Below are 15,122 nucleotides of genomic sequence, written 5' to 3'. Positions count from 1 at the left end.
CGCCCCGCTTCCGACGGCGCCGCCCGGTTCCCCCGGGCGGCGCCGTCCGGCGTTACGGGATGCCGACTCCCTTTTCCCGCACCACCGACGGCGCCCGCCCGACTCGCACCGGCGGCTCCGGCGGCACCGACCGCACCGGCCGCACCGACCGCACCGACCGCACCGGCGACACCGTCACGAGCCGCCGACCCCCGCGCCCCGAAGGCGTTCCAGGGTGGCGTGGTAGGCCCGCCACAGGGGGCGCGGGCCGCACCAGGAATGGGGCGGCAGGAGGTCGTCGCGCTCCACGCCGGCGGGCAACCGGCCGGTGACGGGGGTGACCACGCGTCCGCGGTGGTGGGCGAGGTAGGTCCAGAAGCCGACGGCGAGCGGTGCGGCGGCCACGCCCGCGGGGACCGGCCAGGCCTCGCCGGTCTGCGGGTGCCGCGGCACCACGGCGATGTCCGGGAGCGGGCCGGGCAGCGGCAGGCCGGGACCGGCCAGAGCCACGCGCCGGGGAGGGCGCCCGGCCGCCCGTCCCGGGGGGAGCAGTTGGTCGAGCAGCGCGTGGAAGGCCTCGGCGAGGGGGCCGCCGGGCAGGACGACGGGCGAGCCGTCCGCGGCGGCGACCAGGTGGGCGAGCACCACGGCCGACTCCGCCTCCCAGCGCGGGTCCCACCGCCCCGTCTCGTCGAACGGCTCGGCGGCGCACCACCATTGGGTGAGCGCCGCCCAGTCCGCGACCGGTCGGGCGGGGCCCGCGGGGACGGGGCGCACCGCGTCCGGCTCCAGCCAGGTGGCCTGCCACAGCGAGCAGTCGTCGATCCTGGTCGCGACCTTCCGGCCGCAGCCGGCGCAGGTGACGTTCGGGCCGTTGCGGCCGTCGATGCCGCAGCAGGCGCCGGGTTCGCGCCGCTGGACGAGGGTGGTGCCGTGGGCGTCGCCGGGGGCGATCACGATCGAGCGGGAGGCGCTGCGAGGGTGGTCGTCGACGGCGTAGGTGCCCGAATCCATGAGGACGGGCATGGGGTGGCCGTTGCCGTAGCCGAAGCCCGCGTAGGCGGGGTACGGGACCCGTGACAGCGGCACGGTCAGTGCGTGTCCGCACCGCCCGCACGCGAAGAACTCCATGCACTCCCCTGTTCCGGCGCCGGGAGCGGTCGTGCGCGGCGCCGGTGGGTGAGTATCGCGGGCCCGGCGGCCGAAGCCAACGGGTTTTCCGCCGGACCCGGGCCCGATCCCGGACCCAACCCCGTAACCGACCCCGGGGCGGGGCCGGCCCGACGGAGAACCCTTGCAAGTCCCTGCATGTGCAACTATTGTTTGCGAATGTAAATGCAGCTGCAAAAGTTGCACACCAGCCCTTGATTCGCCTCCGCGTCCTGGCGCCGGCCCGACCCACCGGGAGTCCGACATGAGCACCTCTCTCTTCGCCCCGCTCACCCTGCGGTCGCTGACCGTCCCCAACCGCATCTGGATGCCGGCGATGTGCCAGTACAGCGCCGCCCCGAACGGGGACGCGGCCGGCGTGCCCACCGACTGGCACTTCACCCACCTCGCGGCCCGCGCCGCCGGCGGCACCGGGCTGATCATCACGGAGGCCACCGCGGTCAGCCCCGAAGGACGCATCAGCCCGTACGACCTCGGCATCTGGAACGACGCGCAGGTCACCGCCTTCCGCCGGATCACCGACTTCCTGAAGAGCCAGGGCACCGTCCCCGCCATCCAGCTCGCCCACGCCGGGCGCAAGGCCTCCACCGAGCGCACCTGGATCGACCGCGGACGCCCCGTCACCCCGGACGAGGAGCACGGCTGGACCCCGGTCGGCCCCAGCGCCGACGCCTTCTCCCCCGCCCACACCACCCCGGACGAGCTGACCGAGGAGCAGATCGGCGAGATCGTGCGGCAGTTCGCCGACGCCGCCCGGCGCGCCCTCGACGCCGGCTTCCAGGTCGCCGAGGTCCACGGCGCCCACGGCTACCTGGTCCACCAGTTCCTCTCCCCCGCGTCCAACCACCGCACCGACGGCTACGGCGGCTCCTACGAGGGCCGCATCCGCTTCGCGCTGGAGGTCGTCGACGCCGTCCGCTCGGTGTGGCCCGAGGACCTGCCGGTCTTCTTCCGCGTCTCCGCGACCGACTGGATCACCGAGAACCCGCAGGACGGCCGCGAGGGCTGGACCTCGCAGGACACCGTCCGCCTCGCCAAGGAGCTCCGGGCCCACGGCGTCGACCTGCTCGACGTCTCCACCGGCGGCATCGTCCCCGACGCCCGGATCGAGGCCGGGCCCGGCTTCCAGGTGCCCTTCGCCGAGGCCGTGCGCCGCGAGACCGACCTGCCGGTGGCCGCCGTCGGCCTGATCACCGACCCCGCCCAGGCCCAGGACATCCTCACCGACGGCCGTGCCGACGCCGTCCTGATCGGCCGCGAACTGCTGCGCGACCCCTACTGGGCCCGCCACGCCGCCGCCACCCTCGGCGGCGAGGTCGCCACCCCCGCCCCGTACCACCGCGCCTGACGCCCGCATGCGCGCGTGGGGCGGGGAGCCGATCCGGTCGGCTCCCCGCCCCACGCGGGCACCCGGAGGCGACTCAGGCTCCCTGTCGCCGCGAGTCGTCGGCATCCTCGGTGCCCTCGTCGTCCACGGCCGTGGCGTCGCTCAAGTCCTCCACCCTCACCGGCCGTTGGCCGTCGAACACGACCGCGAGGCCGTAGGGGTCGCAGATCGGCAGGCGTCCCTCGGCGAAACGCAGGTGCCACTCGTCGAGGTAGAAGTTGAGCTGCGGGCAGTCCAGTGGGAAGTCCGCGACGGGCAGGCCGCGGTAGGGCCGCGCCTGCGCTTCGGTGAGGCCGAAGAAGGCCGGGTCGGCCTCCACCTGCTCGCGCACGAAGCGGATCCCCGTCCCGATGTAGTGGTCGACCCTGCCGAGCACCTCGCCGACCAGGGGAAGGTCGGCCCGGTCGAGGTCGTCGGTGCCTTCGAGCAGGACGGTGGCCTCGACGGGGGCACCGTACAGCGCGCTCCTCGGCGCCCGGGCCACGCTCCAGACCCTCAGCCCGTCGGGCCCCTGATCGGGGAGCAGCTGTCCGATGCCGCTGCGGAAGACGTTCGAGGACACGGCTGCTCCATCTCGCGAAGCCCGGGGCCGCGGCCGCCGGGAACGGACGGGCAACGCTACCCCGGTACACGGCGCCGTCCCGCCGGACCGCGTGTCCGCAGGAAATCTTTCGGCCCGGGTAGGGCGGGGTGATGCCATTTCAGGGGGTCGGGGCCGCAAATCTTCCTGTGGAGGTGGAGTTGCGTGGCGGACTTGAGTTGGAGTGCGCTCCAAGTTCTACGGTTCCTTCCGTGGTCGCCGCCGTCGGTGGTCGGCGGCCGGGAAACGGGAGAGGAGCAGCGCAGATGAGCATGTCCGCGAGTGAGGCCGAGGTCCGCCGGGAGCGTTTCGCGCACGGGTCCGAGGTGCTCGACCGGATCGACGGCGAGGCCGGGCGGCGGGTGGTGGAGTCGCTGGGCGAGGTGAGCCCCGAGCTCGGGCACCAGGTGGTCGCGTGGGGGTTCGGGGAGATCTACAGCCGTCCCGGGCTGGCGCCGCGCGAGCGGCAGTTGGTCGCCCTGGGCATGCTCACCGCGCTCGGCGGGTGCGAGCCGCAGCTGGAGGTCCACGTCAACGCCTCGCTGAACGTCGGGCTCACGCCGCAGGAGATCGTCGAGGCGCTGCTGCACTCCGCCGTCTACTGCGGGTTCCCGAAGGCGCTGAACGCGACCTTCGTCGCCAAGAAGGTGTTCGGCGAGCGCGGCCTCCTGCCGGTCGTGACGGACGGGCAGGAGGACCGGTCGGTCGGCTGAGCGGCAGTCGGGCCCGTCGGCGTGTCAGGCCGTGGCCGGTGGCGCTTCCTCGGGCAGCAGGTGCCGGCCGAGGTTCGCCGTGAGGAACGCGGCGATCGTCTCCGCATCGGCGGACTCCGCCGGCAGGTCACCCGGGCGGGGCCGGTGGATCCTGATGAGTTCGTCCCTCAACCGGGCGTCGAGGAGCGGCGCCTGGTAGCGGTCGATGGTCCCGCGGTAGAACAACCAGTCGGAGATCCTGACCGCGGGGCAGCGGCCGGACTGCGGCTCGTCCGACAGGTGGCCCTCGTGCCAGGCGCCGACATAGACGTAGTGCGCGCGCCTCAGCGCCCCGTCGAGGTTCGGGGTGGGGAGGTCCTTCAGGTTCCAGTAGCTGCGGGCCTCGGCCTCCGGTACGGGTCCCGGGAGTGCGGCGAGCCAGAGACGAAATTCGAGCACCGGAGCAGCTTGGCAGACCTTCACCGCACCGTCGGCCGGGACACCGGCTCAGAACCCGGTCAGGGTCGTCTTGCCGATCGCCGCACCGGACTCCTGGAGGCGGTGGACCGCCCGGAGGTTGGCGGCGTTGACGGGGCCGAGGTCGCGGGTGGCGGTGATGGCCAGGACGCCCGCGTCCACCAGGCGCGCGACCCGGTCGAGGATCCGGTGCTGCACCGCCCGGTCGGCGGTGGCGTGCGGGGAGCGGGTGAACATGACCTCCCAGTGGAAGGAGATGCTCTTGTGAGGACGCCGAGGTCCAGGGAGCCGAAGTCGTCGCCGGCTGGAGGAACACGGCCTGGTCGACCGCGAGATCCACGCCGAGGTCCCCCCGCGGGTCGAGTACAGCCTCACCGCACCGGGCGCGGACGCCTGTGTCCCGCTGGCACACCTGCGCACCTGGGTGGAGCACAACATCGACCGCTTCCCCGGCCCCGCCTGAGCCCGGCCCGCCCGAAAGGCCCCGGGGCGAAACGCGCATGCGCTTCCGTCGGGGCGTCTGCCATCCTCGGGCGCATGCCAGCCCGCAACCGCCGACTGCCGCGCGATCTGTCGTGGCCGCTCACCCCGACCGACATCCGCGCCGTCCTCGGCGCGCAGGAGACGGATGCCGCCGACCTGGACTTCGGCGACCGCCCGTGGGAGGACGGAACCGCGCTGCACGTCGAGTGGGTACCGCGCCTGCCCGCCAACTACGGCGGCGGCATCCACCCCCGGTGGTGGTCCACGGTACGGATCCGGGTCGCCCCGCTCCCGGCCGTCGAACGGGCCGCGGCCCGACACGTCCTGCGGCAGAGCGCGCTCCCCGAACTCGCGGCCTGGATCACCGCCGCCCGGCACGCACCGCAGACCTGGACCCTGTCCCGGCACAGCCGCTCCTGGCGCCCGGAAGGCGGCGGCACCGCCCACCGCGACGACCACCGGCCGTATCCCTGAACCACCCGCCGAGGCGCAGGAACCGCCCTTTCGTACGGTCGGACCGCACCCGCGGCTGCCGTCCCGGATCACGGCCGGTGCCGAGGCCAACGCCCACCTCCTCGCCGAGCGCTCCGCCGGCCGCGGAGGGTCAGCCGTCGGCCCGGTCCGGACGGCGGCGCTGGCGCAGCGAGATGCGGTTGCCGTCCGGGTCCGCCGTCTCGATGCGGACCCCGAATCCGTAGTCCTCCGGCTCCGGCAGGTCGAAGACCACCCCGCGGTCGCGGAACACCCGGAAGTCGGCCCGCAGGTCGTCCGATTCGAGGATGACCGGGCCGGGCGTCCCGTCCGGCCCGTCCGGCCGGCCCGCGGCGGCGGGGTGCGCCCACAGGAGGAGTTCGACCGGGGTGCCGGGGACGCCGACGGTGAGGAAGCGTCCGCCGGGGTTGGGGAAGTCGATGCGCTTCTCCAGGCCGAGTTGCTCCGTGTAGAACGTCAGGGCGCGGTCCTGGTCGGTGACGTAGAGCGTCACGTACATGAGGTCGGTGAGCACGGTGGGGTCCTTCCGGCTGTCGGTCGCTGTCACCTCACCGACGGATCCCGGCCCGGGGATGTGACGGACGGGCGGAGGGATTTTTTTCCGGTCATCCGGCTGCGCGCGGGTCGGGCCGTTCCCGGTCGGCGGCCGGGCCGGGCAGGGCGAGGGTCGCCCGCAGGCCGCCGGCCGGGTCGGGGGCGAGGTGGAGTTCGCCGTGGTGGGCCTCGGTGACGGCGGCGACGATCGCCAGGCCCAGGCCGTGGCCGCGGCGGGCCGGGTCGGTCCCGGCGGTGCGCCCGCGTCCGCGCAGGAACGGTTCGGTGAAGGTGGCCACGGCCTCCTCCGTCAGCCGCGGGCCGGTGTTGGTGACGGTCAGGTGCACCCGGCCGGGCCGTTCGGGGTCGGCCCCGGTGGCGACGGTGACCCGCCCGCCGGCGCCGGGCGGCAGGTTGTGCCGCAGCGCGTTGTGCAGCAGGTTGACGGCCGCCTGGCGCAGCAGGACGGGGTTGCCGGTGGTCGGGGCGGGGCGCAGGTCGGCGGTGAGGGTGACGCCGAAGGCCTCGGCCTCGTCGCGGACGGCGGCCAGCGCCTCGCCGGTGGCGGCGGCGAGGTCGGTGGGGGCGAGGTCGGGCGGGGCGAGGTCGGGCGGGGCGTGGCCGAGGTCGGCGAGCTGGAGCAGGGCCTCGCTGATCTCGATGCCGCGCTGGTTGGTGTCCTGGAGGCGGGTGACGAGGCGGCCCCAGTCCTGGCCGGCCGGGTCGGCGGCGGCGACCTGGAGCATGGTGCGGGTGATCGCCAGCGGGGTGCGCAGTTCGTGGGAGGCGTTGGCGGCGAAGCGCTGCTGGGCCTCGAAGGAGCGCTGGAGGCGCGCCAGCATCTCGTCGAAGGCGTCGGAGAGGTCGGTGAACTCGTCGCGCGGCCCGGTGAGGGCGATGCGGTGTTCCAGGGCCCCGCTCGCGGCGCGGTGGGCGGCGCGGGTGATGTCCTGCAGCGGGCGCAGCACCCGGCCGGCGATCAGCCAGCCGCCGATCAGGCCGACGGCGGTCAGCAGGGCCAGGGCGTAGCCGCTGGCCCTGAGCAGCGAGTCCAGGATCTCCTGGCGGGAGGGGGCGTCGGAGCGGTAGCGCGGGTTGGAGGAGGTGAGGGGGTAGTTGGGGACGTAGCGCATGCCGACGTAGACCACGGCGAGGGAGAGGAGGCCGGCGGTGACGGCGAAGAGGGTGTAGCTGAGGGTCAGGCGCATCCGGGCGGTCAGGCGGCGCGGGCGGTTTCCGGTGCGGCGTCCGCCCGTACGGCGGCCGGGGTCGGAGCCGGGGTCGGAGGGGTCGGAGGGGTCGGAGCCGGGGTCGGGGTTCACCGCGGGGTGCCTTCCTGGCCGGGGTCGGTGGAGGGGTCGGTGAGGCGGTAGCCCACGCCCGGCACGGTCTGGATCACCCACGGGTCGCCGAGGCGTTTGCGCAGGCCGGAGATGGTGATGCGGACGGCGTTGGTGAAGGGATCGGCGTTCTCGTCCCAGGCGCGTTCCAGCAGGTCCTCGGCGCTGATGACGCCGCCGCGCGCCGCCATCAGGACCTCCAGGACGGCGAACTGCTTGCGGGACAGGCCCACGTAGCGGCCGTCCCGGTAGACCTCCCGGCGGAAGGGGTCCAGGCGCAGCCCGGCGTACTCCAGGACGGGCGGGGCGGCCTGGGCGGGGCGGCGGGCCAGCGAGCGCAGCCGTACGACGAGTTCGGCGAGGTCGAAGGGCTTGGTGAGGTAGTCGTCGGCGCCGAGTTCGAAGCCGGCGACCTTCTCGTTCAGGCGGGCGGCGGCGGTGAGCATCAGCACCCGGCAGCCGAGGCCGCTGCGGACGATGCTGCGGCAGACGTCGTCGCCGTGGGTGCCGGGGATGTCGCGGTCGAGGACGACGACGTCGTAGCTGTGGACGGCCAGGCGCTCCAGCGCCGCGTCGCCGTCGGTGACGATGTCGCAGGCGATCGCCTCCAGCCGCAGGCCCGCCTGGACCGCCTCCGCGAGGTAGATCTCGTCCTCCACCACCAGGACCCGCACGTGCCGTTCTCCCTGCTCTCCGCTGTTCGTACCCATTGGACCCGATGGGACCTATCGAAAACGTATCGGCCTGCGCAGACGTCCTCGCAACACCGTCTCTCCTCCAATGGTCCGGCAACGGACGAGCAACACCGGGAGGCAGGAATGGACACGACGGACACCCCGACGGAGACGGGGACGGGGACGGGTGCCGGCACGGCCACGGGCACGGCGGCGCGCGGCGGACGGCGGCGGCTGGCCGCGGGCGCCGCCGCGACGGCGGTGCTGACCCTGGCCGGGGCGTGCGCCGCCGCCGACCCGCCGGGCGCCGGGGCGGTGCTGCGCACCCTGGCGGCCACCGTCACCGCCTCGCCCGTCACCGCCTCGCCCGTCACGACGGAGGCCGAGGCGGACGGGGAGATCCCGGACGGCAGGACGCTGAGCCCCTCCGACACCGGCTCCCCCGCCGTGGGCAACCTGGACGGGCCGCTGCGCGAGGCCCTGCAGCGGGCGGCCGGCGACGCCCGGGCCCAGGGCATCGAGATGACCGTCACCTCCGGCTGGCGCAGCAAGGCCTACCAGCAGCGGCTGCTGGACCGGGGGGTGGTCAAGTACGGGAGCCTGGAGCAGGCCCGCAAGTTCGTCAACACGCCGGAGAAGTCCGCGCACGTCTCCGGCAAGGCGGTGGACGTCGGGCCGACCAGCGCCGACTACTGGCTGATCCAGAACGGCGCCCGGTACGGGCTGTGCCAGGTGTACGCCAACGAGATCTGGCACTTCGAACTGCTCACCCGGCCGGGCGGGACCTGCCCGGCTCCGCTGCCGGACGCCGCAGGGTGAGGGGGCGCGCCGTGACGTCCTCCGTGCCGCCCGTGCCGTCCCCCGTGCCGTCCGAAACGCCCGCGGAGCCCGGACCGCCGCCCCGGCGGCGGCGACGGGCCGCGCCGACGTGGCCGGCCGGGCCGAGGTGGCCTGCCGCACTGAAGCGGCTCCTCGCGTCGAGGGGGCCGGGCGCACCGGGGCGGGGAGCCGCACCCGCGTGGCGGGCCGTGCCCCGGTGGCGGCGCGGGCGCGTGCCCGCCGCGCTCGGGCTGCTCACCGCGCTCGCCCTGGGCGGCCACCGGCTGGTGCCGGAGCTCGGCGTGGGCCTGGGCAGCCTGTGGGAGAGCGCCCTGCCGTGGGGCGGCCTGGTGGCGGTGGCGGCGCTGCTGTGCGCGGCGCTGCGCCGGGCACCGGCGGCGGCCTGCGCGGGCGGGGTGCTGGTGGCGGTGTGGGCGGTGGTGTTCGGGCCGCTGCTGCTGTCCGGCGGGGCCCCGGCGGGCGGGGCCGGCGGGCCGGGCCTGACGGTGGTCACCCACAACGTGAACGCCGCCAACCGGGACCCGGCCGGCACCGCCCGCGCGCTGCTCGCCGCCGACCCGGACCTCGTCGCGCTGGAGGAGGTCACCGACGCGGCCCTGCCCGCCTACCGGAGCGTGCTGGACCGGGCGCTGCCCCACCACGCCCGCACCGGCACCGTCGCCCTGTGGAGCCGCTACCCGGTGACGGAGTCCCGGCGGCTGATCATCGACCCCGGCTGGAACCGCTCCCTGCGGGCCGAAGTCAGCGCCCCTGGCGGGCCGTTGGCGGTGTACGTCGCCCACCTCGCCTCGGTGCGCACGACCTTCTCCGGCTTCGCCACCGCCCACCGCGACCGCGACATCGCCGCCCTCGCCGGGGCCCTGGACGCCGAACCGCTGCGCCGGGTCGTGCTGCTGGGCGACCTCAACACCGCCGCCGACGACCGCGCCCTGGCCCCGCTGGCCCGCCGTCTCACCCCGGCCCGCGGCGGCTTCGGTTTCAGCTGGCCGGCCGCGTTCCCCCTGGTCCGCATCGACCACGTGCTCACCCGCGGCCTTGCCGCCACCGACACCTGGACCCTCCCCGCCACCCCCAGCGACCACCGCCCGGTGGCGGCGAGGCTGCGGGGGTGACGGCAGGGGCCCGGCGGCCGGGCCGGGACCGTGCCCCCCGGCCCGGTCAGGCGACCAGGCGCAGCCAGGCGGCCGCGAGCGCGGCGTGACCGGCCGGGGTCGGGTGGACGCCGTCCGCGGACCAGTGCTCCGGTCGGGCCGTCGCGCCGAGTTCGGCGAACCTGCCGTCGGCGGCGAGCAGTTGGGCGCCGTACCGGCGGGCGAGCCTGCGCACGGCCTGGATCTTCGGGTCCAGGTCGGCGCGCCACTGCTCGCGTTCCTTCTCGCCGATGAGCACCGCGTCGCCGGCCTCGACGACGCCGCGGATCGGCACGAGGAACGGCTCGACGAGGAGCAGTCGGGTGCCCGCCTCGGCGAGGGGCGCGAGCAGGCGGTCGTAGGTCGCCTCGAAGCGCTCCGCGGGGATCGGGTACCCCTGCGGGTCGAGGGTGTGCCAGCCCGTGTCGTTGACCCCGACGAGGATCGACAGCACGTCCGGGCGCGCGTCGAGCACGTCCGTGCGCCAGCGGGCCTCCAGGTCCATCGCCTTGTCGCCGGCGTTCGCGGTGTTCAGCCAGGTCACCGGCCGGTCCGGGTGGCGGTGGCCCCACTCGCCGGCGACGAGCAGCGGGTAGCCGGTTCCGAGGCCGTCCTCGCTCTCCCGGCGCCGGCCGTCGGTGATCGAGTCGCCGGTGAACATCACGGTGCTTCCCGGCCGGATGGTGATCGTCATGTGCGCTCCTCGGAAGAGGTGGGGCAGGTCCTCTTCCAAGGTGCCGGGCCGCACCGTCGGCACACCGACGGCCGTCGGCATTCCACCGTCATCCGGCTTTCACCATCGCGCATGTGACGTCGCGTCAGCTCGCGGGGACGGCGTCCTTGGGCAGGGTGTGCCAGTTGGTGACGACCGGCTTGTCGACCGGGGTGGTGCCGACGGGGACGCTCACCGGGTTCGGGTCGGGGGTGCCGATGCCGATGATGACGTCGGTGTACTGGACGGCCTGGTTGCCCTTGGTGGTCTTGGCCATGATGCCCGCGTAGGCGGTCTTGGCGCCGCTCAGGGTGATCGACTCCCCGGTGCCGTGCTCGAAGGGCCCGGCCTCGATGCCGCCGGAGCCGAACGCGATGACGGGGTGGGTGCCGGGGAGCGTGCAGGTGATGCCCTGCTTGGCCTTGGCGCTGATCAGGATGTAGCCGCCGGCCTGGCTCTCGGTCTTCGCGGTGAAGTCCAGGTCGTTGGCGCCGCAGGCCTGGCCGTACCCGCTCTTGTCGGCGGCGGGGGCGGAGGGGGCCGGGGAGGACTTGGGCGGGGCGGTCTTCGTCGGCGCGGCCCCGGCCGGGGCGGCCGTGGTGGGCGCGGCGGCGGGTGCCGCGGAGCCGGTGGCGGCGGGGCCGGTGGCCGCGGGGCCGGTGGCGGCGGGAGCGGCGCTCGTGTCGCTGTTGTCCGGTCCGCAGGCCGTGGCGGTGGCGGCGATCGCCGCGACGGCGGCGGCGGTGAGGACGAGGCGGCGCGTGCGCATGGGTTCTCCTGCTGTCGATTTTCGGCGGTGCGTTCTCCGATGCGTGATCACCGTACGCGGGGGTCGTTCACGGGCCGGTGCGGGAAATATCCCGATCCTGTCCCAGAAGGCGCGCGGGGAGGACGGCCGGGCCGGCTCCCCGGGGGGAACCGGCCCGGCCGCTGAGGCGGAGTCAGGACAGCAGGTCCGCCTGGAGGGTGACGACCTGCCGGAACGGTGCGGTGGGCACGCCGGCGGGGTTGGTCATGGTGACGACGGCGAGGACGTCGGCGGCGGAGAGGTAGGCGACGCGGGCGGTGGGGGCGCCCTTGGAGCCGGCCGCGGTGGACTCCACGGTGGTCAGGCTCATGCCGTCGAGGGTGTCCCAGTCGTCGTGGGGGGTGCTCCTGGTGTCGGCGGCGGCCTTGGGGCGGCCCTTGGAGCGCAGGTCGGCGAAGGCCTCCCAGGACTCCCGCACGGAGCCGAAGCGCAGCAGCCGGATCTGGGTGCGGGTGCCGTCGGAGGCCGTCCACTCCCGGACGGTGGCCGCGCGGCAGGCGTCCTCCAGCAGCAGGACGCGCACCTTGACCGGGTCCTGCTGGTCCTCGGCGAGCGCGTCGCAGGGCACCCACTGGCCGAACCCGGAGCCGGGCGCGGGCGCGCCGGCGGAGGCCGAGGGCGCCGGGGAGGCGGTCGGCGACCCCGAGGCGGTGGGCGACCCCGAGGGGGCGGCACCGGCACCGGGGGCCGGGAAGACGGGCGGGGTCAGCGAACCGCCGGCCTCCTTGGGCGCGGGCAGCAGCAGGTGGCGCAGGTCCGCGTGGTGCAGGGACTTGCCCTTGTCGTCCGGGGCCTCCTTGCCGGCGGGCAGCGGCGGCAGGGTCAGCGGCGCGAAGGTGTAGCGGCCGTCGCTCGCGGTGGCCAGGCCCGGCAGGTCGGTGCGCTCGGGCGCGGTGACGGCCAGGGCGGTGCCGGTGCCGGCGAGGACGAACACCAGGGCGGCGCTGCCCCAGCGCACCGCGGCCTTGCGGCGCAGGGCCCGGCGGGCCTCCCGCTCCGCGAGGACGGCCGGGTCCTCGGGGACGGCGACGGGCGCGGCGAGCGCCGCCAGGAGCGGATCGGGCGCGCTCGCGGGCGCGTTCTGCGGTGCGTTCGCGGGCACGCTCTCGGGCGCGGGCGCGGGCGCCGGGACGTTCCCGGGCGCGGGCGCGCTCTCGAGCGCGGGCGGCGGGGTGGCGTGGTCGGTCATACGGACGCTCCCGGGCGGGCGAGGCGGTCGAGCTGGGCGGTGAAGAGGGCGACGATCCTGTCCTTGGGCAGCGGTGCCACGCCCTCGGCGCTCATGATCACCAGGAGGTCGCCCTCGGCGGCCGAGCACTCCAGGTAGTCGATCGGCGCGGACGGCGGCGCCGGCATCAGGTAGCAGTGCGCCTCGGGGTGGCCGGGGATCGCCGGGCCGATCCGGAACAGGCCGGTGTCGCCGGTGAAGACCGCGGTGTACTCGTTGATCCGCTGCACTTCCTGCTGGTTGAACTGGCGCAGCTTCAGGCCGATCACCAGGTCGTCCCCGTCGGCGCGGTAGGTGCGCACGCCGGTGGCCTTGACGTGCATGCTCTCCCAGTAGGAGCGCATCTTGTCGCGCTTCTCCTTGGGGAGCTGCTGGAGGTCGGCGTCCAGCTCGGCGGCCAGCTGCTCGCCGCCCAGCTCGGTGTCGTTGCCGTAGCCGCCGTCGTCCGGGCCCGGCTGGTAGCCGGCCGGGACGGGCAGCAGCAGGTCGCGCAGCGAGCCGAAGTGGCTGCCGTTGGACTTGGCGCCGTACGGCGTGGCGGTCGCGGTGGGCGTGGGACCGGCGGACGGGGCGGCGGCGGTGACCGGCGCGGGGTCGTCGTACCGGGTCTTGATGATGCCGACGCCGATGACCACGCCGACCAGCGCGGCCGCGGCGGTCGCGGCGCCCGCGCGCAGCAGGCGGCGGGAGGCGGGACTCGGACCGGCCGGAACGCCGGGTGCGGCGGGATCGACGGGCGCGGCGGGTGCGGCGGGATCGACGGATCCGAGCGGCGGAACGGACCTGCCGGGCGGCACGGACCCGATGGGCGGGCCGGTCAGCGCGGACGGGGCGCCGGGCGCCGGCTCGGGCGCGCCCGGGGCGGCGGCGGTCACGGTGTCGTCGTTCATACCAGCCGCTCCCACTGCCGCTTGGCGAGGTCCTTGAGGGTGTCGGGGTTCACCGGCTGGGGGCCGAAGACCTCGACCTTCATCTCCAGCGGGCCGCGCTTGGCGACGGCCTCGCCGAAGTAGTACTGCTCGTTGCTGTCGGCCCAGTGGTGCGGCGCGGCGTCCACCTTGTAGCCGCCGGGAGCGCCGTCGGCGAACGCCGGCCAGGTGACGGAGCGCACCTGGTCCGCGTGGTCCGCGGTGTACTGGGTCAGCGTGATGCGGTAGCGGACGTCGTCCTTCTTCCAGGCCACCTCGGCCGCGCGGCGGAAGCCGTTGGAGGCGAGGTCCTTGAAGGTGGCGACCTCGTCGCCGTTCTCCTCGGCGAGTTCGCCGATCGACACCCAGCTCGGCTTGTCCGCGAAGTCCGCCCAGGGGGCGCTGCCCTCGGGGGCGGTGATCAGCAGCTTGGTCAGGTCGCCGTCGATGGCCAGCGGCTTGGGCTGTTCGGCGGCGAGGGCGGCCGGGTCGACCGTGCCGGCCGGGTAGGACGGGTGGGCGACCTGGAGCGGCGGCAGCGGCGTGGGCGGGCGCTGGGCCTGCACGGCGTAGCCGATGCCGCCCCCGGCCAGGGTGCCCAGCACCAGGGCGCAGGCGCCCAGCAGCACGGGGCGGGGGCGGCGCGGGGCGCGCGGGGCGGGAGCGGGCTCGGCCGCGAACGGCTCGGCGGGGACGGCGGGGTCACCGTGCTCCGGCGCGACGGGCGCGACGGGCGGGGCGACGGGCGGCGCAGCGGGCGCGGCCGGCAGGGCGGCGGGCGGCGGCGGGACAGCGGCCGCGGACGCGACGGGCGCGGCGGGCGCCGGCTCCGCGGGTTCGGTGGTCACGGAAGTGGCTCCAGAGAAGGGGGAAGAGGAAGGGGTGGCGTCGGGCGGGCGGGCGGTCGGAGCCGGGCTCAGCCGCCGGTGGTGAGCCACTCGCGCTGGCGCTTCATCAGCTCGTTCAGCAGCGCCTTGTCGGGCGTCCCCTTCACGTCGACGTCGACCGTGTACTGCACGTCGCCCTGGCTGGAGATGCCGCTCATCGATCCGGTGTAGGCCTGCTGCTTGGGGGCCTGCAGGTAGCCGTGGCCGCCCGGGTCGCCGTCGATGTCGAACGGGCTCAGCGACTTGACCTCGTAGCCCTTGACGAAGTCGCGTGCCGCCGCGGTGGAGCCGAACTTCAGCAGGGTGACGGTGACTTCGGCCTTGCCGTCGGCGGTCCGGTACGTCCGGGTCGCGCCGCTCCTGTAGCCGTACGAGCCGAGGATGTCCATGATGCCGTCCTGCTTGCCGAAGAGCGCGGCGACGTCGTCGTTGGTCATGGTCATCCCGTCCGCGGGGCCGTAGGACTCGCCGCCGGCCGGGAGGGGGAGCAGGAAGTAGCGCAGGTCGCCCTCGTGCTGGCCGTTCTTGACCGTGCCCTTGACGGTGCTGGCGGGGGCGGGTTCGGCCGGGGCGGCGCTGGGCACCGGGACGGGCGCGGCCGAGGGCGTCGCGGACGCGGTGGCACTCGCGGTGGCACCCGCGCTCGCGCTCGCGCTCGCGGCCACCCTCGACGGGGCGGGGGCGGCGGCGGCCGAGCGGGCGGCGGGTTTGCCGACGGCGACGGTCACCGCGGCGCTGGCCGCGGTGACGGCGAGCAGGCCGGCGGTGGCCAGCGCGACGCCGACGGCGCGCGGCAGCCGG

18 protein-coding genes and 1 pseudogene are annotated in these 15,122 nt (G+C 75.3%); 6 read left to right on the top strand and 13 right to left on the bottom strand.

The genetic code is table 11. The features are described from left to right. Positions 1-174: 174 nt before the first annotated feature. On the bottom strand, positions 175-1,110 hold the full coding sequence (locus ACFVHV_RS33995) for a hypothetical protein (protein ID WP_380356440.1): 936 nt from the start codon (positions 1,108-1,110) through the stop codon (positions 175-177). Between the two features lie 283 nt (positions 1,111-1,393). Here ACFVHV_RS33995 and ACFVHV_RS33990 point away from each other — a divergent pair, with 283 nt between their 5' ends. Further along, on the top strand, positions 1,394-2,497 hold the full coding sequence (locus ACFVHV_RS33990) for an NADH:flavin oxidoreductase/NADH oxidase (protein ID WP_380356437.1): 1,104 nt from the start codon (positions 1,394-1,396) through the stop codon (positions 2,495-2,497). Between the two features lie 73 nt (positions 2,498-2,570). On the opposite strand, the gene ACFVHV_RS33985 is transcribed toward ACFVHV_RS33990, so the two are convergent. Beyond that, the gene (locus ACFVHV_RS33985; protein WP_380356434.1) at positions 2,571-3,098 is read right to left on the bottom strand and encodes a hypothetical protein; all 528 of its coding nucleotides are present in this window, start codon (positions 3,096-3,098) and stop codon (positions 2,571-2,573) included. A 290-nt stretch (positions 3,099-3,388) separates the two neighbouring features. Here ACFVHV_RS33985 and ACFVHV_RS33980 point away from each other — a divergent pair, with 290 nt between their 5' ends. Beyond that, positions 3,389-3,829, top strand: a complete 441-nt coding sequence (locus ACFVHV_RS33980; RefSeq protein WP_380356472.1) for a carboxymuconolactone decarboxylase family protein — start codon at positions 3,389-3,391, stop codon at positions 3,827-3,829. Positions 3,830-3,853: 24 nt separating this feature from the next. Here the strand turns inward: ACFVHV_RS33980 and ACFVHV_RS33975 are convergent, their stop codons facing one another. Both ACFVHV_RS33975 and ACFVHV_RS33970 read right to left on the bottom strand, forming a co-directional pair. Beyond that, positions 3,854-4,267 carry a hypothetical protein gene (locus ACFVHV_RS33975; RefSeq protein ID WP_380356431.1) on the bottom strand — a complete coding sequence of 138 codons (414 nt, stop codon included), beginning with the start codon at positions 4,265-4,267 and terminating at the stop codon, positions 3,854-3,856. A gap of 48 nt (positions 4,268-4,315) precedes the next feature. Beyond that, on the bottom strand, positions 4,316-4,522 hold the full coding sequence (locus tag ACFVHV_RS33970) for a hypothetical protein (protein WP_380356429.1): 207 nt from the start codon (positions 4,520-4,522) through the stop codon (positions 4,316-4,318). A gap of 67 nt (positions 4,523-4,589) precedes the next feature. Between ACFVHV_RS33970 and ACFVHV_RS33965 the strand changes: the two genes are divergently transcribed. Then, a complete protein-coding gene (locus ACFVHV_RS33965; RefSeq protein ID WP_380356470.1) occupies positions 4,590-4,748 on the top strand; it encodes a winged helix-turn-helix transcriptional regulator in 159 nt (52 codons plus the stop codon). A gap of 74 nt (positions 4,749-4,822) precedes the next feature. Further along, complete coding sequence (locus tag ACFVHV_RS33960; RefSeq protein WP_359910643.1) at positions 4,823-5,242, top strand: hypothetical protein; 420 nt, start codon at positions 4,823-4,825, stop codon at positions 5,240-5,242. A 130-nt stretch (positions 5,243-5,372) separates the two neighbouring features. Here the strand turns inward: ACFVHV_RS33960 and ACFVHV_RS33955 are convergent, their stop codons facing one another. The 3 genes from ACFVHV_RS33955 to ACFVHV_RS33945 all read right to left on the bottom strand — a co-directional run bounded on the left by ACFVHV_RS33955 (position 5,373) and on the right by ACFVHV_RS33945 (position 7,808). After that, the gene (locus ACFVHV_RS33955) at positions 5,373-5,774 is read right to left on the bottom strand and encodes a VOC family protein (protein WP_380356426.1); all 402 of its coding nucleotides are present in this window, start codon (positions 5,772-5,774) and stop codon (positions 5,373-5,375) included. A gap of 91 nt (positions 5,775-5,865) precedes the next feature. After that, positions 5,866-7,116, bottom strand: a complete 1,251-nt coding sequence (locus tag ACFVHV_RS33950; protein WP_380356424.1) for a sensor histidine kinase — start codon at positions 7,114-7,116, stop codon at positions 5,866-5,868. Then, the gene (locus tag ACFVHV_RS33945; RefSeq protein WP_359910714.1) at positions 7,113-7,808 is read right to left on the bottom strand and encodes a response regulator transcription factor; all 696 of its coding nucleotides are present in this window, start codon (positions 7,806-7,808) and stop codon (positions 7,113-7,115) included. The genes ACFVHV_RS33950 and ACFVHV_RS33945 overlap by 4 nt, the downstream gene beginning before the upstream one ends. Positions 7,809-7,952: 144 nt before the next feature. Here ACFVHV_RS33945 and ACFVHV_RS33940 point away from each other — a divergent pair, with 144 nt between their 5' ends. Both ACFVHV_RS33940 and ACFVHV_RS33935 read left to right on the top strand, forming a co-directional pair. After that, positions 7,953-8,627 (top strand): M15 family metallopeptidase, encoded by a 675-nt coding sequence (locus ACFVHV_RS33940; RefSeq protein ID WP_359910634.1) that lies wholly within the window; start codon positions 7,953-7,955, stop codon positions 8,625-8,627. A gap of 233 nt (positions 8,628-8,860) precedes the next feature. After that, on the top strand, positions 8,861-9,760 hold the full coding sequence (locus tag ACFVHV_RS33935; RefSeq protein WP_380356421.1) for an endonuclease/exonuclease/phosphatase family protein: 900 nt from the start codon (positions 8,861-8,863) through the stop codon (positions 9,758-9,760). 46 nt (positions 9,761-9,806) lie between these two features. Here ACFVHV_RS33935 and ACFVHV_RS33930 read toward each other — a convergent pair whose 3' ends face one another. The 6 genes and pseudogenes from ACFVHV_RS33930 to ACFVHV_RS33905 form a co-directional block, all read right to left on the bottom strand. Then, on the bottom strand, positions 9,807-10,472 hold the full coding sequence (locus ACFVHV_RS33930) for a GDSL-type esterase/lipase family protein (RefSeq protein ID WP_380356419.1): 666 nt from the start codon (positions 10,470-10,472) through the stop codon (positions 9,807-9,809). A gap of 124 nt (positions 10,473-10,596) precedes the next feature. Beyond that, the gene (locus ACFVHV_RS33925) at positions 10,597-11,259 is read right to left on the bottom strand and encodes a hypothetical protein (RefSeq protein ID WP_380356417.1); all 663 of its coding nucleotides are present in this window, start codon (positions 11,257-11,259) and stop codon (positions 10,597-10,599) included. Positions 11,260-11,431: 172 nt separating this feature from the next. Then, complete coding sequence (locus tag ACFVHV_RS33920; RefSeq protein WP_380356414.1) at positions 11,432-12,487, bottom strand: hypothetical protein; 1,056 nt, start codon at positions 12,485-12,487, stop codon at positions 11,432-11,434. Further along, entirely contained in the window at positions 12,484-13,416 is a 933-nt protein-coding gene (locus tag ACFVHV_RS33915) for a hypothetical protein (protein WP_380356413.1), read from the bottom strand. Before ACFVHV_RS33915 ends, ACFVHV_RS33920 begins: the two co-directional genes overlap by 4 nt. Next, a complete protein-coding gene (locus tag ACFVHV_RS33910) occupies positions 13,413-14,282 on the bottom strand; it encodes a hypothetical protein (protein WP_380356411.1) in 870 nt (289 codons plus the stop codon). Before ACFVHV_RS33910 ends, ACFVHV_RS33915 begins: the two co-directional genes overlap by 4 nt. Positions 14,283-14,350: 68 nt before the next feature. Continuing rightward, a pseudogene (locus ACFVHV_RS33905) lies at positions 14,351-15,122 on the bottom strand (hypothetical protein); the annotation flags it as partial.

The sequence above is a fragment of the Kitasatospora sp. NPDC127116 genome (genome assembly GCF_042677365.1).
GTDB classification, from domain to species: domain Bacteria; phylum Actinomycetota; class Actinomycetes; order Streptomycetales; family Streptomycetaceae; genus Kitasatospora; species Kitasatospora lactacystinica.
This window is presented reverse-complemented; position numbering and strand designations above follow the sequence as displayed.